We start from the raw sequence: 19190 nt of genomic DNA on the forward strand, positions 1-19190 counted from the left end.
GGCTTACCTTAGCGAGGAGGACGTAATGTCTCGACCACATGGGATCCCCCTGCCCAGTGCGCGCCGCAGTTCGGATTCAGACGAAACAGAATCCGCTTGCGCCGACGATAAGCAAGGTCAGCCGCGTCCCAGGGAAGGCGTTCGGCAGCTCACCGGAGCCGAACGCGTACGAACCCTCGTAGAGTCCAACGCCTCAGTATCCCTCACGCTGCCGGGTGCTCCTGACCAGGCGGAGTGGTGGACAGGGGTGCCGGCCGCGCGGACCGTCACCCCGGACGGGGACGTGATCCTCCTGGTATCAGGGGAATCCGCGGCTGCCAGGGCTGCCGCTCACGCCCAGGACGACGACCTCCCCGCCGTGATCGAGATCACGGATGTGGCGCCGGTGTCCGTGCCCCATCGTATCCGAGCCCGCGCCCGCCTCGCCGGGTGGCTGACCCCGGTCCGCGGCCACGACCGCGCGGTCTGCGCGGCGCTGCTCGCGGACCGGCACCCGGTCGGCGAGCTGCTGGGCCTGGCCGAGTCGCAGGACCCCCCGCACACCGGGCGCCCTGCCTGGATGATGCTGCGCCTGGAGGTCGGCGAGATCGCGCTGGACGACCTCTGGGGCGCCGAGCAGGTGGACCCCGACGAGCTGGCGGGGGCAGAGCCGGACCCGCTCGCCGCCCACGAGACGGAGCTGCTCCAGCACCTCGCCTCCGCCCACGCCGAGCGCGTCGCCGACCTGTGCGGACTGCTCGGCTCCCGGGAGGCGGCCGGACTGACCGCCGTCCCGCTGGCCCTGGACCGGCTCGGGCTGCGCGTGCGCTTCACCGCGGGCCCCGGCCGGCCCGCCCCCTCCTTCGACGCCCGCTTCGACTTCCCGGAGCCGGTGGCGGACGTCTGCGGCCTGCGCCGCGCCATGCACACCCTGTTCGCCGCCGCCGCTCACTGAGGGCACGCGGCCAGCAGCTCCTGGAGCGCGAGCTTCTCGGGCGGCGTCACGGACAGCCGGTACTTGGCCTTGATGCCGGTGTAGCGGCGCCCGTACTCGCACCAGTAGGCCTGCCGCGGCGGCCGCCACTTGTCGGCCGTCCGACTGCCCTTGTCCTGGTTGGTCTGCTTGTCCACGGCGAGCAGCACGTCGAGGTCGTTGGCGTACTCCAGCCTGCGCTGCGGCGTCCAGGCGTACGCGCCCGCCCGCCAGGCCGCGCCCAGCGCGACGACGTGGTCGGTCTGGATCTGCGAGGCCCGCCGGTAGGAGTACGGCAGCTCCTTGCCGGTGTACGGGTCGTGCAGCACCCCGGAGACCACCACGCAGGGGTTGCGGTCCCCCTCGCGCAGCTCGGAGAGGTCCCTGCGCAGCACGTCGTCCCGGGTGTCGCAGCCGTTGCGCCCGCCGACGGCGTCGGTCCCGTCCGACCAGTACCGGCCGAACTCCTCGCGCCGGTAGCTCTCCCAGTTCTTGCCCCACGCCACCGGCAGCCCGGCCAGCTGTGCCTTCGCCGTCGCCGCGTCCGGGGGGAACCCCGCCCCCGTCAGCGGTACCGGGCGGTACACCGGCCCCGCGTTCTGGCACCCGGCGGCGAGCAGCGCGGCGGCGACGATGACCAGAGCGCGGCGACCCATGCCCGGAGCCTAGGCCCCGCCCCGATGCCCTGCCGTCCGACACGGCCGCCGCCGCTCAACCGCCGGGGAGGCTGAAAAATCAGCCTCGCCGGCGATTGAGGCGCGGGGTCCGGGGCGGAGCCCCGGGGAACGGAGGAAGGGCGGGGCGGGGAGCAGCGCCGCAGGCCCCCGCACCCCGCCCGGCCAGGGCTCAGGCTCCGCGCAGCCGCTCGCGGACCTTGTCCACCACGTCCGCGTACCGCGCCTCCGCCCCGTACCGCGTCGGCTCGTAGTACCGCTTCCCGTGGATCTCGTCCGGCGCGTACTGCTGCGCGGCGATCGCGCCCGGCACGTCGTGCGGGTAGACGTACCCCACCGCGTGCCCCAGCTTCGCCGCGCCCTTGTAGTGCCCGTCCCGCAGGTGCGCCGGCACCGCGCCCGCGAGCCCCGCGCGGACGTCGGCCAGCGCCGCGCCGATCGCGGTCGTGGCGGTGTTCGACTTCGGGGCCAGCGCCAGCGCGATGGTCGCGTGCGACAGGGTCAGCGCGGCCTCCGGGAAGCCGATCATCGCCACCGCCTGGGCGGCCGCCACGGCCAGCGGCAGGGCCGTCGGGTCCGCCAGGCCGATGTCCTCGCTCGCGGAGATCATCAGGCGCCGCGCGATGAACCGGGGGTCCTCGCCGGCCTCGATCATCCGGGCCAGGTAGTGCAGCGCGGCGTCCACGTCCGAGCCCCGGATCGACTTGATCAGGGCGCTGGCCACGTCGTAGTGCTGGTCGCCGTCCTTGTCGTAGCGGACCGCCGCCCGGTCGACGGCCTCCTCCAGGGTCTGGAGGGTGATCTCCTCCTCGCCCTTGGCGATGGCCGAGCCGGCCCCCGCCTCCAGCGCGGTCAGCGCGCGGCGGGCGTCTCCGCCGGCGATGCGCAGCAGGTGCGCCTCGGCGTCGGCGGGCAGGGTGACCGCCCCGCCCAGGCCCCGCTCCTCCGTGAGGGCGCGCCGCATCAGGGCGCTCAGGTCCTCGTCGGTCAGCGGTTCCAGCGTGAGGAGGAGCGAGCGCGACAGCAGCGGGGAGATGATCGAGAAGTACGGGTTCTCCGTGGTCGCCGCGATCAGGGTGACCCAGCGGTTCTCCACGGCGGGCAGCAGCGAGTCCTGCTGGGCCTTGCTGAAGCGGTGGATCTCGTCGAGGAAGAGGACGGTCTCCTTGCCGTAGCCGCCGGCGGCGCGCTTGGCGCCCTCGATGACGGCCCGGACCTCCTTGACGCCCGCGGTGATCGCGGAGAGCTCGACGAACCGCTTCCGGGTGGCCTGGCTGACCACGTACGCGAGGGTGGTCTTGCCGATGCCGGGCGGTCCCCAGAGGATCACCGAGGAGGCTCCGGCCGGTCCCCCGGCGCCCTCCCCCACCAGCCGGCGCAGCGGCGAGCCCGGCTTCAGCAGGTGCTGCTGGCCGACGACCTCGTCCAGGTTGCGCGGGCGCATGCGGACGGCGAGCGGGGAACTCGCGGGGTCCTTCTCCCGGCGGTCTTCGGCTGCGGCGGTGAAAAGATCTGGTTCCACACCGGAAGCCTATGCGAGGCCACTGACAGCGCGTCGGGTCCCGGCGGGCCTCAGGAGGTCCAGAAGTCCCACCAGCGGGTCAGGATCAGCATGCCGATGATCCCGATGTGCAGGACGGGCAGCACCCAGGTGAACTCGTCCATGAAGCCGCGCAGCCAGCCGGGGGCGGGCAGCAGGCCCTGGCGCACGTTGTGCGAGGTGACGTACCAGAACATGAGGATGGTGGCGACCCAGGCCAGGCTGCACCACAGGCAGAGCGAGTTGATGTTGTACAGGGACTGGTACGTCAGCCAGGCGCAGAACCCGACGCCGAAGAGGGTGCCGGCGTTCAGGGTCAGCCAGTACCAGCGGGCGAACCGGGCTCCGGCCAGCAGGCTCATGCCGACGCAGATCACGATGCCGTAGGCGACCAGGCCGAGCATCGGGTTGGGGAAGCCGAAGACGGCCGCCTGCTCGCTCTTCATGATGTTGCCGCAGGAGACGACCGGGTTCAGGGAGCAGCCCGGGACGAAGTTCGGGTCCTCCAGCAGCTTGAACTTGTCGATGGTGATCACCCAGGCGGCCAGCAGGCCCGCCGCTCCGGTGATGACCAGCAGCAGGGCCAGCGCCCGGCTCCCGCCGAAGGTCCGCGGAGCGGTGTCCGCGCCTGCGCCTGTTGTCGTCATCCCGATCCCGCCCGCTCCGCTTCCGCAAGGTCATCAAGCAGGGGCCATTGTGCCGTACGGGGCTGTGCGCCATCCGTTCGCCGGAGATAAGGACGGCCCGAAAACGCCGGGGGGCGGGGCCGGGGAGGACTCCCCCGCCCCGCCCTCCGGCGGACGGCTCGGACGTCAGGCCAGACGGGCCCTGACCTCGGCGACCACGTCGGCGACGGCCACCGCGGCCTGCTCGCCGGACTCCATGTCCTTCAGCTGGACCACGCCCTCGGCGAGGTCGCGCTCGCCCACTACGATCGCGAAGCGCGCACCGCTGCGGTTGGCGTCCTTCATGGCGCCCTTGAGGCCCTTTCCACCGTAGGACATGTCGGCCGCGACCCCGGCCCGGCGCAGTTCGGTCACCAGACCGAAGACGGCCGGCTTGGACTCGCCGAGCGCGATCGCGAACACCGCTGCGGACGCCGGGATGTCCAGTTCCACGCCCTCCGCTTCGAGCGCCAGGACGGTGCGGTCCACGCCGAGCGCCCAGCCGACCGACGGCAGGGCCGGTCCGCCGATCATCTCGGACAGGCCGTCGTAGCGGCCGCCGCCGCCGACCGCGGACTGCGAGCCCAGGCCGTCGTGGACGAACTCGAAGGTGGTGCGGGTGTAGTAGTCGAGGCCGCGCACCAGCTTCTCGTCGTCCTCGAAGGCGACCCCGGCGGCCGTGATCAGCGCCCGGACCTCCTCGTGGTACGCCTTGCACGCGTCGCACAGGTAGTCGCGCAGCATCGGGGCGCCGACCAGCTGCTTCTGGACGGACTCCCGCTTGTCGTCGAGGACGCGCAGCGGGTTGATCTCGGCGCGGCGGACGGTGTCCTCGTCGAGGTCGAGCCCGCGCAGGAAGGACTGCAGTGCCTCCCGGTACACCGGGCGGCACTCCTTGTCGCCGAGCGAGTTCAGCAGGATGCGGAAGTTGCGCAGCCCCAGCGAGCGGTACGCCTGGTCCGCGAGGATGATCAGCTCGGCATCGAGGGCCGGGTCCTCGGCACCGATGGCCTCGGCCCCGACCTGCGAGAAGTGGCGGTAGCGGCCCGCCTGGGCCCGCTCGTAGCGGTAGTACGAACCGGAGTACCAGAGCTTGACGGGGAGCAGGCCCGCCTTGTGCAGGTTGCCCTGGAGCGCCGCGCGCAGCACGGACGCGGTGCCCTCGGGACGCAGGGCCAGCTTGTCGCCGCCCTTGGTGGTGAGGGTGTACATCTCCTTGCTGACGATGTCGGTCGACTCGCCGACACCGCGGGAGAACAGCTCGACGTTCTCGAAGCCGGGCGTCTCGACGTACCCGTAGCCGGAATTCCTCAGCGGTCCGGAGATCGCCTCGCGTACCGCCAGGAAGGTGGCGGAGCGGGGCGGCAGCAGATCGTACGTGCCCTTGGGGGCCTGGAAGGTACTCACGAAACTCTCGTCACATTCCTCGTCGTGGAGCGGCCGTCGGGTCCGCTCCGAGCCCGGCGGCGACTTCCCGCAGGTACGGGTTGGTCGCGCGCTCGCGGCCGATGGTGGTCTGGGGACCGTGGCCGGACAGCACCACGGTCGAGTCGTCCAGCGGCAGGCACACGCGGGCCAGCGACCGGAGGATCTCGGCGTGGGAGCCGCCGGGCAGGTCGGTGCGTCCGATGGAGCCGGCGAACAGCAGGTCGCCCGAGAAGAAGACGGGCGGGACGTCCGCCTGCTCGGGCATCCGGAAGGTCACCGACCCCTTGGTATGCCCGGGCGCGTGCGCCACCGAGAACTCCATTCCGGCCAGCTTCAGGGCGGCGCCGTCGGTGAGCTCGCGGACGTCGTCCGGCTCGCCCACCGTCAGCTCTCCCATGAGCGGCATGCCGATGGAACGGCCGAGCGCCTTCTCCGGGTCGCTCATCATGAAGCGGTCCTCGGGGTGGATCCAGGCCGGTACGTCGTGTGCTCCGCACACCGGGACCACCGAGGCCACATGATCGATGTGGCCGTGGGTGAGGACGACGGCGACGGGCTTGAGACGGTGCTTGCGCAAGGTCTCCTCGACGCCCTGGGCCGCCTGGTGGCCCGGGTCGATGATGACGCACTCCTCACCGGCGGCGGGGGCGACCAGGTAGCAGTTGGTGCCCCAGGCCCCTGCGGGGAATCCGGCAATCAGCACGTTCGTCCTCAATCGTCGTCCGGTGGGAGGCAGCGGATCGGAATCTGCTGCTCAGAGCCTACCGGCGCCCCTCATCACACAGCGAACCCATATACGGTACGGCCTAACCCAGCCCGGACAGCGGTACCAGAGACGTACAAGGAGACGACCCGGTGGTCACGAGCGATCAGCGTCGGCGACAGCTCGCCAGGGAGAAGTACGAGCGCCAGCAGAAGCGCCGCGCGGAGGCCCGGCGCAAGTCGCGGCAGCGCCTGGCGGTCATCGGCGCGGCCTCGGCCGTGGTGATCGCCACGCTGGTCGGCCTCGTCGTGGGCGGTGTGTTCGACAGCGGGGACACGAAGGACGCGGCGGCCGACCCCTCGGCGTCCCCGTCGGCGCCGACGCCGAAGAAGTCGCCCTCGCCCGCCATGGCGATCGACGACAAGGCGAAGTACACCTTCGACCTGAAGACCAGCGCGGGCGACGTGAAGTTCGAGATGGACGCGGCGAAGACCCCGCAGACGGTGAACTCGTTCAAGTCGCTCGCCGACAAGGGCTTCTTCGACAAGACCAAGTGCCACCGCCTGGTCACCGGAGGGATCTTCGTCCTCCAGTGCGGCGACCCGGAGGGCACCGGCATGGGCGGTCCCGGCTACAACGTCCCGGACGAGAACCTGGACTCCCTGGGCAAGCCCAACGAGCAGGGGCAGGTGGTCTACCCGGCCGGCACGGTCGCGATGGCCAACACCGGCCGCCCCGGCACCGGCGGCAGCCAGTTCTTCCTCGTCTACAAGGACAGCCCGCTCGCCCCGTCCTACACGCCCTTCGGAAAGATCGACGCGGCCGGTCTGAAGGTGCTGGAGGAAGTGGCCAAGGCCGGGACCTCCGACGGTGCCCAGGACGGGGCCCCCAAGGTCCCGGTGACCATCGAGAAGGGCACCGTCACCAAGAACTGACGGGGCGGCGCGACCGCCGGCCCGGCGGCCCGCCGCCCGTACGTCGATATTCCGTCGTGCGGGATGCGGACAGCCGGCCCGGCGGTCGCCTATGTTGGCGTTGTGCAGGGCGGGCGCTGCCCGCCCCAGGAAACTGTGGACGATGCCCGGGGGTCCACCCCCGGCGGGCATCAGGTGGAGGAGGCGCTGTGAGCAGCGACCCGTGGGGCCGAGTCGACGAGACCGGCACCGTGTACGTGCGTACTTCCGAGGGCGAGCAGGTCGTCGGCTCGTGGCAGGCGGGCACCCCTGAGGAGGCCCTGGCCTACTTCGAGCGCAAGTACGAGGGCTTGGTGGTCGAGATCGGCCTCCTCGAACGGCGGGTTCGGACCACCGATCTGTCCGCCAAGGACGCCCAGACGGCGATCGAGCACCTGCGTACCCAGGTGGACGAGCACCACGCCGTGGGCGACCTGGAGGCGCTGCGCGTCCGGCTCGACAAGCTGGTGGCGACGGTGGACTCGCGGCGCGAGGAGCGCAAGGTCCAGAAGGCCAAGCAGGCGGACGAGGCCCGTACGGCCAAGGACGCCCTGGTCACCGAGGCGGAGCAGCTGGCGCAGAGCGACCAGTGGCGCAGCGCCGGTGAGCGGCTGCGCGCGCTGGTGGACATCTGGAAGGGTCTGCCCCGGCTCGACCGGAAGTCGGACGACGAGCTGTGGCACCGCTTCTCGCACGCCCGCTCCGCCTTCTCCAAGCGCCGCAAGGCCCACTTCGCCGCGCTGGACGCGCAGCGCGAGGACGCCCGCAAGGCCAAGGAGAAGCTGGTCGCGGAGGCCGAGTCGCTGTCGAAGTCGACGGACTGGGGTCCGACGGCCGCCCGCTACCGCGAGCTGATGGACAACTGGAAGGCGGCGGGCCGGGCGCAGCGCGAGGCCGAGGACGACCTGTGGAACCGTTTCCGCGGCGCCCAGGACGTGTTCTTCGCGGCGCGCGGCGAGGTCTTCGCGGAGCGCGACGCCGAGCAGGTCGAGAACCTGAAGCTGAAGGAGGAGCTGGCCGTCGAGGCGGAGAAGCTCGTCCCGGTGACGGACCTGAAGGCGGCTCGGGCCGCGTTCCGCTCCATCAACGAGCGCTGGGAGGGCATCGGCCACGTGCCGCGCGACGCCCGTCCCAAGGTCGAGGGCCGGATGCACGCCGTGGAGCGGGCCATCCAGGAGGCCGAGGAGGGCGAGTGGCGCCGTACGAACCCGGAGGCGCGGGCCCGTGCGGCCGGTCTGACGGGTCAGCTGCAGGCGGCCGTCGACAAGCTGCGTGAGCAGATCGACGCGGCGCGGGCGGCCGGCAACAACGCGAAGGCGGACAAGCTGGCCCGTGAGCTGGAGGGCCGCCAGGCCCTGCTGGACCAGGCGCTGAAGGGCCTGGAGGAGTTCGGCGGCTGACGCCGCTCGCTCCCGTCACCCGGCTGTCGGCCGGACGGGCACCACCGGTGGTTTTCGGCCGGGTGGTGCCCGTCCGTCGTTCCGGGCGCCCGGGGTCCGCGCCCGGCCCGTTCCGCGTGGCGCTCCGTTATCAGGTCGACGCAGCCTGCGGGTCTGTGGCCCCTCGATCATGTGTACCGTTGTACGGTGCCGCCTCGGCGGACCTCCAGCCGGGCGAGGACCAGGATCGAAAGTGACGCATACCCACATACGCGCCGATGTCCCAGAGACCCGTACCGTCGCGCGGCACGCCGCCGGCAAGAGGGCACCGGGGCGCCGGGGGGTGGGGCGGCGTGTACTCGCCAGTCTGCAGCGCGCCCGCAAGGCGCTGCTGATCCACATCGGGCTGCGGGCCGTCGGGCTCGCCGTGATGGCCGTCTGGGCCCGCCGCGAGGGCGTGGGTCCGCTGGAGGTCCTGGGCGGGCGCTGGGACTCCGACTTCTACCTCCACATGGCCGAGCACGGCCTGACGACGGAGATGCCCGCGTCCTGCGGCCCGGTGGGGCCGGGCTGCCAGATGGCGTTCTTCCCCGTCTACCCGCTGATGGTGCGGTGGACGGTGAACGTCACGCACCTGCCCGTGAACTGGGCGGCGATCGGGGTGGCGCTGTTCGCGTCGGTGATCGCCGCGTGGGGCATCTTCGCCGTCACCGACAAGATCTACGGGCGCCGGGTCGCCCTCTTCACCTGCGCGCTGTTCGCGATCGTGCCGGCGGCGCTGGTCCAGTCGATGGCGTACACCGAGCCGGTGTTCATCGCCCTGTCGGCGTGGGCGATGTACGCGGTGCTCACCAAGTCCTGGCTGACGGCCGGCGTGCTCGCCTTCCTCGCCGGCGCCACCCGCCCCTCGGGGTCGGCGATCGTCGCGGCCGTGGTGCTGGCGGGCGTCTGGGAGATGGTGCAGTGGCGCCGCCGGCGGCGCGTGCAGCGTCCGCCCGTGGGGCGGATCCTCACGGCCTCGCTGATCGCCCCGCTGGGCTGGTTCGGCTACGTGGGCTACGTGGGCCTGCACTTCGGCCGCTGGGACGGCTACTTCGAGCTCCAGGACCGCTGGGGTTCGAAGTACGACGGCGGCATCGACATGCTCCGGTCGCTGACGAAGACCTTTACCGACACGCACCTCACCCTCAACCACGTCGTGGTGTCGCTGACGGTGGTCACGGCCGTGGTGCTGTTCGTCATGATCACGCGCAAGCGGCGGCCCCCGGCGGTCGTGTGGATCTACACGGCCATGATCTTGGTGGTCGCGCTGGGCGGCGCGGGCTTCTACTACTCGAAGATGCGCTTCATCCTGCCCGCCTTCCCGCTGCTGTTCCCCTTCGCGCTGGCCCTGGCGAGGGCCCGGCGGAGCACGGTGCTGTGGGTGGTCGGGGCGGCCACGGTGGTGTCCGCGCTCTTCGGCGGCAACCTCAACTTCGTCTGGTGGGCCAACCCCTGATCGGCCGGCCACCCGTGACGCCAGTGGGCGCCGCCCCCTCGGGGGTGGCGCCCACTGGTATTTCCGGCTTCCGCTTCGGGTTCCGGTTCCTGTTCCTCTTCCTCGTCCTGTTCCGCTACGGCCTGCGGGCCGAGGTGACGCGGTACACGTCGTAGACGCCCTCGACACCGCGTACGGCCTTCAGGACGTGCCCCAGGTGCTTGGGGTCGCCCATCTCGAAGGTGAACCGGGAGGTCGCCACCCGGTCGCGGGAGGTCTGCACGGCCGCCGAGAGGATGTTCACGTGCTGGTCCGACAGGACGCGGGTGACGTCCGACAGCAGCCGGGACCGGTCCAGCGCCTCGACCTGGATGGCCACCAGGAAGACGGAGGACTGGGTCGGCGCCCACTCCACCTCCAGCATCCGCTCGGGCTGCTGGGAGAGGGAGTCGACGTTGACGCAGTCGGCCCGGTGAACCGATACGCCACTGCCGCGGGTGACGAAGCCGATGATCGGGTCGCCCGGCACCGGGGTGCAGCAGCGGGCCAGCTTCACCCACACGTCCTCGACGCCCTTGACGACCACGCCCGGGTCGGCGTTGCCGCGCCGCTTGGTGCGGGCGCGCGACGGCGGGACGCTCTCCTCGATGTCCTCGTTGGCGGCCTCCTCGCCGCCGAGGGCCTGCACCAGCTTCTGCACGACGCCCTGCGCGGCCACGTGGCCCTCGCCGATCGCCGCGTACAGGGAGGAGATGTCCGGGTAGCGCATCTCGTGCGCCAGGGTGACGAGGGAGTCGCCCGTCAGGATGCGCTGGATCGGCAGGTTCTGCTTGCGCATGGCCCGCGCGATGGCGTCCTTGCCGTGCTCGATGGCCTCGTCGCGGCGCTCCTTGGAGAACCACGCGCGGATCTTGTTGCGGGCCCGCGGGGACTTGACGAAGCCGAGCCAGTCGCGGGACGGGCCCGCGCCCTCGGCCTTGGAGGTGAACACCTCGACCAGGTCGCCGTTGTCCAGGGTCGATTCGAGCGGTACGAGCCGCCCGTTGACCCGCGCCCCTATGGTGCGGTGTCCGACCTCGGTGTGGACCGCGTACGCGAAGTCCACGGAGGTCGCGCCGGCGGGCAGCGCGATGACGTCGCCCTTGGGGGTGAAGACGAAGACCTCGTTGCGGGAGAGGTCGAAGCGCAGCGAGTCGAGGAACTCGCCCGGGTCCTCCGTCTCCTTCTGCCAGTCGAGCAGCTGGCGCAGCCAGGCCATGTCGTTGACGGTGTCCTGGCCGGCGCTGCCCTTGGCGGCCTGCGGGACGTCGGTGCGGACCTTGGAGGCGCCGGCGACGGTCTGCTGCTTGTACTTCCAGTGCGCGGCGATGCCGTACTCGGCGCGGCGGTGCATGTCAAAGGTGCGGATCTGGAGTTCGACCGGCTTGCCGCTGGGCCCGATGACCGTCGTGTGCAGCGACTGGTACATGTTGAACTTGGGCATCGCGATGTAGTCCTTGAACCGGCCGGGGACCGGGTTCCAGCGCGCGTGCACCGTGCCGAGGGCCGCGTAGCAGTCCCGGACGGTGTCCACGAGGACGCGGATGCCCACCAGGTCGTAGATCTCCGCGAAGTCACGGCCGCGGACGATCATCTTCTGGTAGACGCTGTAGTAGTGCTTGGGTCTGCCCGTGACGGTGGCCTTGATCCGGGCCGCGCGCAGGTCGACCATCACCTCGTCCGTGACGACGGCGAGGTACTCGTCGCGCTTGGGCGCCCGCTCGGCGACGAGCCGCACGATCTCGTCGTACATCTTGGGGTAGAGGATCGCGAAGGCGAGGTCCTCCAGTTCCCACTTGATCGTGTTCATGCCGAGGCGGTGGGCCAGCGGCGCGTAGATCTCGAGGGTCTCGCGGGCCTTCTTCTCCTGCTTCTCCCGCTTGAGGTAGCGCATGGTGCGCATGTTGTGGAGGCGGTCGGCGAGCTTGATGACCAGGACGCGCGGGTCCTTGGCCATGGCGACGACCATCTTGCGGACGGTCTCGGCCTGGGCGGCCTCGCCGAACTTGACCCGGTCGAGCTTGGTGACGCCGTCGACGAGGAGGGCCACGGCGTCGCCGAAGTCGCGGCGGAGCTGCTCCAGGCCGTACTCGGTGTCCTCGACGGTGTCGTGGAGCAGGCCGGCCATGAGGGTGGCCGGGTCCATGCCGAGCTCGGCGAGGATGGTGGTCACCGCGAGCGGGTGGGTGATGTACGGGTCGCCGCTCTTGCGCTTCTGGCCGCGGTGCCACCGTTCGGCCACCTGGTAGGCCTGCTCGATCTGGCGCAGCGTGGCCGTCTCGATCTTCGGGTCGTTGCTGCGGACTATACGGAGCAGGGGTTCCAGTACCGGGTTGTACGGGTTGGAACGCTGCACGCCGAGGCGCGCCAGCCGGGCGCGCACGCGGTTGGAGGACCCGGCGGGCCTGGCCGGAACGGGCTTGACCGGCGGGGCCGGCGGGGGCGTGGCTGCGGCCGCAGCGGCCGGGTCGGCCTTCGGGTCGGGCTGTGCGGCGGAGAGTGGCGGCTGGACCTCGTCTGGCAAGAGCGCTCCTCTGGGGGTCCCCCCGGACGGAGTCTGGGGGAGTGTCCGGGGCCCCGGTCAGGTCCGGATAACCCATGGTAGCGAGGGTTGCGCCGCCCCGTTCTCCGCGGTCACTCCCCGGGACGCGGCCCGAGGCCCGCTCAGGCCCGCCTGTATCCGGCCGCGGCTGCCGGGGGGTCCGGGGCGGAGCTCCGGGAAGCGGCGCCGCACACGACGACGGCGGGTACCCGGGACGACCCGGGCACCCGCCGCATCGGCAGAGCTGACGTCAGACCACGATCAGCGCGTCCAGCGGCGCACCCGCCAGCGCGGGAGCCAGCTTCTCCCGGCCCGGGAGGAAGGACAGCTCCATCAGGACGGCCACCCCGGCCACCTCGGCACCGGCCCGCCGGATCAGCTCCAGCGAGGCCTCGGCGGTGCCGCCGGTCGCGAGGACGTCGTCGATGACCATGACCTTGTCACCGGCCGACAGGTCCTCCGCGTGGACCTCGATCTCGGCGGTGCCGTACTCCAGCTCGTACGACTGCGCGAGCGTGGCGCCCGGCAGCTTCCCGGCCTTGCGTACGGGGATGAAGCCGATGCCCGCCTGGACCGCGACCGGGGCGGCGAGGATGAACCCGCGCGCCTCCAGGCCGACGATCTTGGTGGCGCCGTACCGGACGGCCAGCTCCACCAGCGCCTCCGTCAGCGCCGCGAAGGCCTTCGGGTCGGCGAGCAGCGGGGTGATGTCCTTGAACACCACTCCGGGCTTCGGGTAGTCCGGGACGTCCTTGATCCGGCCGAGCAGCAGCTCGCGGAGTTCGGGCGTGGAGGAGGGCGCGGTCACCGGCGCCGCCTCCCCTGGCCGCCCTGGGACACGACCTGCGGGGCGTCGTCCGCGTCGGCGCCGTCGGCGTCCTCGCCCTTGGCGGCCGCGGTGGCACGCTTGGCGAGGACCCGCTTGGTCAGCGCCTTCATCGCCGGCTCGCGCTCCTTCAGGTCCACGACCAGCGGGGTCGCGATGAAGATCGAGGAGTACGCACCGGCCGCGAGGCCGACGAACAGCGACAGCGAGATGTCGTTGAGCATGCCCGCGCCGAGCACGCCGCCGCCGATGAACAGCAGGCCGGCGACGGGGAGCAGCGCGACGACGGTGGTGTTGATCGAGCGGACCAGCGTGCCGTTGATGCTGCGGTTGGCGATCTCGCTGAAGGTGTAGCGGGTCTGCTTGGTGATGTCCTTCGACCCCTCCTTCAGACCGTCGAAGACGACGACGGTGTCGTAGAGGGAGTAGCCGAGGATGGTCAGCAGACCGATCACGGTGCCCGGGGTGACCTCGAAGCCGACCAGCGCGTACACGCCGACGGTGATGGTGAGGTCGTGGATCAGCGCGATCAGCGCGGCGACGGCCATCCGCCATTCGAAGGCGATGGCGAGGTAGATCACCACGAGGACCATGAAGACGCCGAGGCCGGTCCAGGCCTTGTTGGCGATCTGCTCGCCCCAGCTCGGGCCGACCAGGTCGGCGTTGATCTGGTTGGCGTCGACCTTGAGGTCGGTGCCGAGCTGCTTCTTCACGGAGGCGGCGGAGTCGGTGTCCAGACCGGAGATCTGGATGCGCAGGCCGCCGGTGCCGAGCTCCTGGACGATCGCGTCGTGCCCCGAGGCCTTCTCCGCGCTCTCCGTCGCCTTGGCGACGGAGACGGCCGTCTTCGGAGTGGTGAAGACGGCGCCGCCCTTGAACTCGATGCCCATGTTGAGGCCCTGTACGGCCAGGGCCACGATCGCCGTGATGGTGATCAGGATGGAAACGCCGTACCAGATGAAGCGCTTGCCGACGAAGTCGTAGCCGACCTCACCGCGGTACAGCTTGGCGCCGAGATCTCCCAGCTTCGACATCTCTCACGCCTCCTTTGCGTCGACGGGGGCGGGGACGGGCGCGCCGCGGCGGGACCGGCGCAGCGGCGGCTTGGCGCCCAGCCGCTGCGGGTCCAGCCCGGACCACGGGTGTCCGCTGGAGAAGAACTTCGTCCGGGCCAGCAGGGTCATGACCGGCTTGGTGAAGAGGAACACCACGACCACGTCGAGGAGGGTGGTCAGACCCAGCGTGAAGGCGAAGCCCTGGACCTTGCCGACGGTGACGATGAAGAGCACCGCGGCGGCGAGGAACGACACGAAGTCGGACACCAGGATGGTGCGGCGGGCACGCGGCCAGGCGCGCTCGACGGCCGGACGCAGGGTGCGGCCCTCGCGGATCTCGTCGCGGATGCGCTCGAAGTACACGATGAACGAGTCGGCCGTGATGCCGATCGCGACGATCGCGCCGCAGACGGCGGGGAGGTTCAGGGCGAAGCCGATGCCCTTGCCCAGCAGAGCCATGATCGTGTACGTGAGGATCGCGGAGACCAGGAGGCTGACGATGGCGATGAAGGCCAGACCGCGGTAGTACACCAGCAGGTAGATCACGACGAGCGCGAGGCCGATGGCGCCGGCGATGAGGCCGGCCTTCAGCTGCTCGCCGCCCAGCGCGGCGGTGACGGTGGTGACGCTGTCCTCCTGGAAGGACAGCGGCAGGGCGCCGTACGAGAGCATGTTGCCCAGGTCCTGCGCGGACTGCTGGGTGAAGCCGCCGGAGATCTCGGCGTTGCCGCCGGTCAGCGCCTGGCTGACGGACGGGTCGGAGATGACCGACCCGTCGAGCACGATCGCGAACTGGTTCTGCGGGGCCTGCTTGGTGGCGAGCTCACCGGTGATCTTGGCGAACTTGTCGGCGCCCTTGTCGGTGAACTGCATGGTGACGATCCACTGACCGCGCTGCTGGTCGATGACGCCCTTGGCGTCCTTCACGTCCTGGCCGTTGACCTGGGCCGGACCGAGGACCCACTTGCCCCAGGCGTTGCCGCGCTGGCCACAGGCGACCATCGGGTCCTCGGGCTTGACGCCCTGGCCCGCGGCGGCGCGCTGGTCTTCCTTGGTGCAGTCCAGCGCGGCGAACTTCGCCTGCAGGTTCGCGACGGCCGGGTCGGCCGACGGGGTCGGCACGGGGGCCGGGGCCGAGGCGGAGGGCGTGGCCTTGCTGTCGTCTGCCTTCTTCGACTCGCTCGCCGAGGGCGAGGGAGTGGGGGTGCCCGGGGCCTTGAGGGCCTCGCTGAGCACACGGCCCTGGGAAGTGGCGCTGGACGACGGGGTGGCCGCGGCGGAGGGCTTGGATCCCTCGGCCTTGGGCGCGCCGGAACCGCTCGCGGAGGGGCTCGGGGACGAGCTCGCGGACGAGCTCGGCTTCGGCTCCGGAGCGGCGGGGGCGCCGTCGGCGAAGGCCAGCACGGGGCGGAAGTACAGCTGGGCGGTGGTACCGACCTGCTCGCGGGCCTGCTGCTCGTTCGACCCCTTGGGGATGTTCACGATGATGTGGTCGCGGCCCTGCGTCTGGACCTCGGCCTCCGAGACGCCGAGACCGTTGACGCGGCGCTCGATGATGCCGACCGCCGTGTTCATGTTGGTCTCGTTGACGGCGTTCGGCTTGCCGGGCTCGCTCTTGGCCTTGAGCGTGATGCTCGTACCGCCCGCGAGATCGATGCCCAGACGCGGCGTCGTCTGCTTCGTGAGGAACATCCCCGCGGTGAGCGCCACCATCGCGATCAGGATGAAGGCCAGGGCGCGCCCCGGCCTCCCCTGAGCCCCCGTGGGCCGCCGGCCCTTCTTCGGTGCTGCCACCTTGTCGTTTCTCCCTGTCCAACCGTCCCGCGCCGGGTCAGCGCGCGGACGGCCACGAAATGTGTGGTGGGGACCCCTGCCCCCCGCAGAAGTTCACTGCGGGAACCGCGGCGGATGCCGGTCGGACACCACCGCGGCCCCTGCCGGCCGCTACTTGGCGCCGGGCTCGCCGTCGGTCTTGCCGTCCTTCGGCTCGTCGTCGCCCTTGGGCTCGTCCTTCTTGCCCAGGTCGAGCTTGGGGGCGTCGCCCTCGGTCAGCGAGGAGGCGTCGTCGGGGACGACGGGCGCGTCACCCTCCGGGGTCTCGGAGAAGCCGTGGACGATCCGGTTGTACTCGGCGTCCTCCAGCACGGCGCCGATGGCGTTCTTCGCGTAGACCGCGTGGACACCGGGGGCCACCTCAAGGGTGACGGTGTCCTCGCCGATCTCCTTGACCGTGGCGTACATGCCGCCGATGGTGCGCACGCCGGTGCCGGTCGTCATCTGGTCGCGCATCGAAGCGGCCTGGGCCTGCTTCTTCTTGGCGGACCGGGTCATCAGGAACATCGCCCCGATGAGCACGATGAACGGGAGCAAGAAGCTGATGTTGTTCACGGGACGAGGATCCTTCGCACGGCCGCGCCAGGGAGCGGCCATTTCTACGGGGGTGGGCACGCCGACCCGAAGGGTCGGCATCGGCGGAGTCTAGGCGAGTCCGCACCGATGGAACAACGCCCAGCATGGCACCGCAGTTCCTGACCGGTCGAACCTCCGCGCCGTCAGGCCCCGAACAGGCCCTGTTGTCCGCTTGATCCGCCGCCGCCCTGCTGCGGCGGGACGAGCCCCAGGTGGGCCCATGCGGCGGGGGTCGCGATCCGGCCGCGCGGGGTGCGCGCGAGCAGCCCTTCCCTGACGAGGAACGGCTCGGCGACCTCCTCGACGGTCTCCCGCTCCTCCCCCACGGCGACGGCGAGGGTCGACAGCCCGACGGGCCCGCCCCCGAACAGCTTCAGCAGCGCCTCCAGCACGGCCCGGTCCAGCCGGTCGAGCCCGCGCGCGTCCACCTCGTACACCTGGAGGGCGGTGGCGGCCACCTCGCGGGTGATCACCCCGTCGGCCTTCACCTGCGCGTAGTCGCGGACGCGGCGCAGCAGCCGGTTGGCGATGCGGGGGGTGCCGCGGGAGCGGCCGGCGATCTCGGCGGCCCCGGCGGTGTCGATCTCGACGTCGAGCAGGCCGGCGGAGCGGCGGACGACGCGTTCCAGCTCGGCGGGGGCGTAGAACTCCATGTGCCCGGTGAAGCCGAAGCGGTCCCGCAGCGGCGGGGGCAGCAGGCCGGCCCGGGTCGTCGCGCCGACGAGGGTGAAGGGCGGCAGCTCCAGCGGGATGGCGGTGGCGCCGGGGCCCTTTCCGACGATCACGTCGACGCGGAAGTCCTCCATGGCCATGTACAGCATCTCCTCGGCGGGCCGGGACATGCGGTGGATCTCGTCGAGGAAGAGGACCTCCCCCTCCTGGAGGGAGGACAGGATCGCGGCGAGGTCCCCGGCGTGCTGGATGGCGGGGCCGGAGGTGATCCGGATGGGCGCGCCCATCTCGGCGGCGATGATCATGGAGAGGGTGGTCTTGCCGAGGCCGGGCGCGCCGGACAGCAGGACGTGGTCGGCGGTGGCGCCGCGCTGGCGGGCGGCCTTCAGCACGAGGTCCAGCTGCTGGCGGACCTTCTCCTGGCCGACGAACTCGCCGAGGTCCTTCGGGCGCAGCGCCGCCTCGACGGCGGTGTCCTCCCCGTCGGCGGCGGCCGCCACGATCCGGTCGTCGCTCTCGTCGTCCCAGTTCACGGTGTTCAGTCTGCCTTCTACGTCGTTGCGGTGGTCAGCCGGGTGCGGGGGCTGCGCGTGTGCCGCTGCGCGGGGGACCGGCCCCGCGCAGCGGGAGCCCCGTCAGCGGGCGCGGTTCAGGGACTGGAGCGCGGCCCGCAGCAGCTGCGGAACGGGCGCGGAACCGCCGGAGGCAATGGCCGCCTCGGCCTGCGGCGTCACCGCCGACACCGCCTCCTCCGCGTCCCGCGACGCGTACCCCAGCCCGATCAGCGCGGCCGTGAGCTGCTCCGTCCACGGCGCCGGCCCCGCCGCGGCAGGCGCCCGCTGCGCCCCCACCGCCACGCCCGGCGCGCCCAGCTTCCCCTTCAGCTCCAGCAGCAGCTTCTGCGCCCCCTTCGGCCCGATCCCCGGCACCGCCGTCAGCGCCTTCGCGTCACCCGCGGCGAACGCCACCCGCAGCGCGTCCGGGGTGTGCACCCCGAGCATCGCCTGGGCCACCCGGGGGCCGACCCCGCTCGCGGTCTGGAGCAGCTCGAAGACCTGGCGTTCGTCGTCGTCCGCGAAGCCGTACAGGGTCAGCGAGTCCTCCCGCACGACCAGCGAGGTGGCCAGCCGCGCCTGCTCGCCCACGCGGAGGCCCGCGATGGTGTTCGGGGTGCACTGCACCGCCATCCCCACTCCCCCGACCTCGATCACGGCGAGGGTGGGGGTGAGCGCGGCGACCTGGCCGCTGACGAAGGCGATCATCGGGTACGGCCTTTCAAGGCTGAGGCGGAGGCGGAGGCGGAGGCCTGCTGGGCGGCGACCGCCTGCTGGAGGCGGTTCTGGGCGGGGGCCCGCCAGATGTGGCAGATGGCGAGGGCGAGCGCGTCGGCGGCGTCGGCCGGCTTCGGCGGTTCGGCGAGCCGCAGCAGCCGGGTCACCATCGCGCCGACCTGCGCCTTGTCGGCACGGCCGCTGCCGGTGACGGCGGCCTTGACCTCGCTCGGGGTGTGCAGGGCGACCGGTATCCCGCGGCGCGCGGCGCACAGCATGGCGACGGCGCTGGCCTGGGCGGTTCCCATCACGGTGCGCACGTTGTGCTGGCTGAAGACCCGCTCCACGGCGACGAACTCGGGACGGTGCGCATCCAGCCATTCTTCGATGCCCGCCTCGATCGCGACGAGCCGCTGCCCCAGCTCGGCGTCGGCGGGCGTCCGCACGACCCCGACGCCGATCATGGTCAGGGGCCGCCCCGCGACTCCCTCGACCACGCCGACACCACACCTGGTCAGCCCCGGGTCCACACCCAGTACGCGCACTCCGCCCCCTCTTCCGACACCTGTCCGTGCAGGCTATCCGCCCGCACCGACAATGCGACG

The 19190-nt window shown here is 71.6% G+C and carries 17 protein-coding genes; 4 read left to right on the forward strand and 13 right to left on the reverse strand.

Features of this window, described 5'->3' with window-relative positions; genetic code table 11:
- Window positions 1-25: 25 nt before the first annotated feature.
- The gene (locus tag ACQKM2_RS07370; protein ID WP_427707333.1) at window positions 26-934 is read left to right on the forward strand and encodes a DUF2470 domain-containing protein; all 909 of its coding nucleotides are present in this window, start codon (window positions 26-28) and stop codon (window positions 932-934) included.
- On the opposite strand, the gene ACQKM2_RS07375 is transcribed toward ACQKM2_RS07370, so the two are convergent.
- From ACQKM2_RS07375 to ACQKM2_RS07395, 5 genes are all read right to left on the reverse strand, one after another.
- Entirely contained in the window at window positions 928-1608 is a 681-nt protein-coding gene (locus ACQKM2_RS07375; RefSeq protein WP_427707334.1) for an HNH endonuclease family protein, read from the reverse strand. The genes ACQKM2_RS07370 and ACQKM2_RS07375 overlap by 7 nt on opposite strands.
- A gap of 190 nt (window positions 1609-1798) precedes the next feature.
- Window positions 1799-3148 (reverse strand): replication-associated recombination protein A, encoded by a 1350-nt coding sequence (locus tag ACQKM2_RS07380; protein ID WP_427707335.1) that lies wholly within the window; start codon window positions 3146-3148, stop codon window positions 1799-1801.
- Window positions 3149-3198: 50 nt separating this feature from the next.
- A complete protein-coding gene (locus ACQKM2_RS07385) occupies window positions 3199-3813 on the reverse strand; it encodes a vitamin K epoxide reductase family protein (RefSeq protein WP_427707336.1) in 615 nt (204 codons plus the stop codon).
- A gap of 165 nt (window positions 3814-3978) precedes the next feature.
- Window positions 3979-5238, reverse strand: coding sequence for a histidine--tRNA ligase (hisS, locus tag ACQKM2_RS07390; protein ID WP_427707337.1), 1260 nt, complete (start codon window positions 5236-5238; stop codon window positions 3979-3981).
- A 10-nt stretch (window positions 5239-5248) separates the two neighbouring features.
- A complete protein-coding gene (locus ACQKM2_RS07395; protein ID WP_427707338.1) occupies window positions 5249-5962 on the reverse strand; it encodes an MBL fold metallo-hydrolase in 714 nt (237 codons plus the stop codon).
- A gap of 152 nt (window positions 5963-6114) precedes the next feature.
- Between ACQKM2_RS07395 and ACQKM2_RS07400 the strand changes: the two genes are divergently transcribed.
- The 3 genes from ACQKM2_RS07400 (at window position 6115) to ACQKM2_RS07410 (ending at window position 9792) form a co-directional block, all read left to right on the forward strand.
- Window positions 6115-6897 carry a peptidylprolyl isomerase gene (locus tag ACQKM2_RS07400; protein ID WP_427707339.1) on the forward strand — a complete coding sequence of 261 codons (783 nt, stop codon included), beginning with the start codon at window positions 6115-6117 and terminating at the stop codon, window positions 6895-6897.
- A gap of 188 nt (window positions 6898-7085) precedes the next feature.
- Window positions 7086-8315 carry a DUF349 domain-containing protein gene (locus ACQKM2_RS07405; protein WP_427707340.1) on the forward strand — a complete coding sequence of 410 codons (1230 nt, stop codon included), beginning with the start codon at window positions 7086-7088 and terminating at the stop codon, window positions 8313-8315.
- A gap of 322 nt (window positions 8316-8637) precedes the next feature.
- Window positions 8638-9792, forward strand: coding sequence for a glycosyltransferase family 39 protein (locus ACQKM2_RS07410; RefSeq protein WP_427707341.1), 1155 nt, complete (start codon window positions 8638-8640; stop codon window positions 9790-9792).
- A gap of 115 nt (window positions 9793-9907) precedes the next feature.
- Here ACQKM2_RS07410 and ACQKM2_RS07415 read toward each other — a convergent pair whose 3' ends face one another.
- The 8 genes from ACQKM2_RS07415 to ruvC form a co-directional block, all read right to left on the reverse strand.
- Window positions 9908-12334 carry a RelA/SpoT family protein gene (locus tag ACQKM2_RS07415; protein ID WP_427707342.1) on the reverse strand — a complete coding sequence of 809 codons (2427 nt, stop codon included), beginning with the start codon at window positions 12332-12334 and terminating at the stop codon, window positions 9908-9910.
- A 268-nt stretch (window positions 12335-12602) separates the two neighbouring features.
- On the reverse strand, window positions 12603-13160 hold the full coding sequence (locus ACQKM2_RS07420) for an adenine phosphoribosyltransferase (RefSeq protein ID WP_362472013.1): 558 nt from the start codon (window positions 13158-13160) through the stop codon (window positions 12603-12605).
- A complete protein-coding gene (secF, locus tag ACQKM2_RS07425; protein WP_427707343.1) occupies window positions 13157-14212 on the reverse strand; it encodes a protein translocase subunit SecF in 1056 nt (351 codons plus the stop codon). The genes ACQKM2_RS07420 and secF overlap by 4 nt, the downstream gene beginning before the upstream one ends.
- 3 nt (window positions 14213-14215) lie before the next feature.
- Window positions 14216-16027, reverse strand: coding sequence for a protein translocase subunit SecD (gene secD, locus ACQKM2_RS07430; RefSeq protein WP_427707344.1), 1812 nt, complete (start codon window positions 16025-16027; stop codon window positions 14216-14218).
- A 150-nt stretch (window positions 16028-16177) separates the two neighbouring features.
- On the reverse strand, window positions 16178-16621 hold the full coding sequence (gene yajC, locus ACQKM2_RS07435; protein ID WP_427707345.1) for a preprotein translocase subunit YajC: 444 nt from the start codon (window positions 16619-16621) through the stop codon (window positions 16178-16180).
- A gap of 164 nt (window positions 16622-16785) precedes the next feature.
- Window positions 16786-17847: a Holliday junction branch migration DNA helicase RuvB gene (gene ruvB / locus ACQKM2_RS07440; protein ID WP_427707346.1), complete on the reverse strand. Its 1062-nt coding sequence runs from the start codon at window positions 17845-17847 to the stop codon at window positions 16786-16788.
- A gap of 102 nt (window positions 17848-17949) precedes the next feature.
- A complete protein-coding gene (gene ruvA / locus ACQKM2_RS07445; protein ID WP_427707347.1) occupies window positions 17950-18576 on the reverse strand; it encodes a Holliday junction branch migration protein RuvA in 627 nt (208 codons plus the stop codon).
- Window positions 18573-19130, reverse strand: a complete 558-nt coding sequence (gene ruvC / locus ACQKM2_RS07450) for a crossover junction endodeoxyribonuclease RuvC (RefSeq protein ID WP_427707349.1) — start codon at window positions 19128-19130, stop codon at window positions 18573-18575. Before ruvC ends, ruvA begins: the two co-directional genes overlap by 4 nt.
- Window positions 19131-19190: the final 60 nt, after the last annotated feature.

Origin of the sequence: Streptomyces sp. NPDC004126, assembly GCF_050275515.1 — a bacterium.
In the GTDB taxonomy this organism is placed as follows: Bacteria; Actinomycetota; Actinomycetes; order Streptomycetales; family Streptomycetaceae; genus Streptomyces.

What these genes read in the sequence shown, in the direction of transcription:
- ACQKM2_RS07370 (WP_427707333.1), top strand. Translation starts at nt 26, where the DNA reads ATGTCTCGACCACATGGGATCCCCCTGCCCAGTGCGCGCCGCAGTTCG.
- ACQKM2_RS07375 (WP_427707334.1), bottom strand. Translation starts at nt 1,608, where the DNA reads ATGGGTCGCCGCGCTCTGGTCATCGTCGCCGCCGCGCTGCTCGCCGCC.
- ACQKM2_RS07385 (WP_427707336.1), bottom strand. Translation starts at nt 3,813, where the DNA reads ATGACGACAACAGGCGCAGGCGCGGACACCGCTCCGCGGACCTTCGGC.
- secF (WP_427707343.1), bottom strand. Translation starts at nt 14,212, where the DNA reads ATGTCGAAGCTGGGAGATCTCGGCGCCAAGCTGTACCGCGGTGAGGTC.
- ruvA (WP_427707347.1), bottom strand. Translation starts at nt 18,576, where the DNA reads ATGATCGCCTTCGTCAGCGGCCAGGTCGCCGCGCTCACCCCCACCCTC.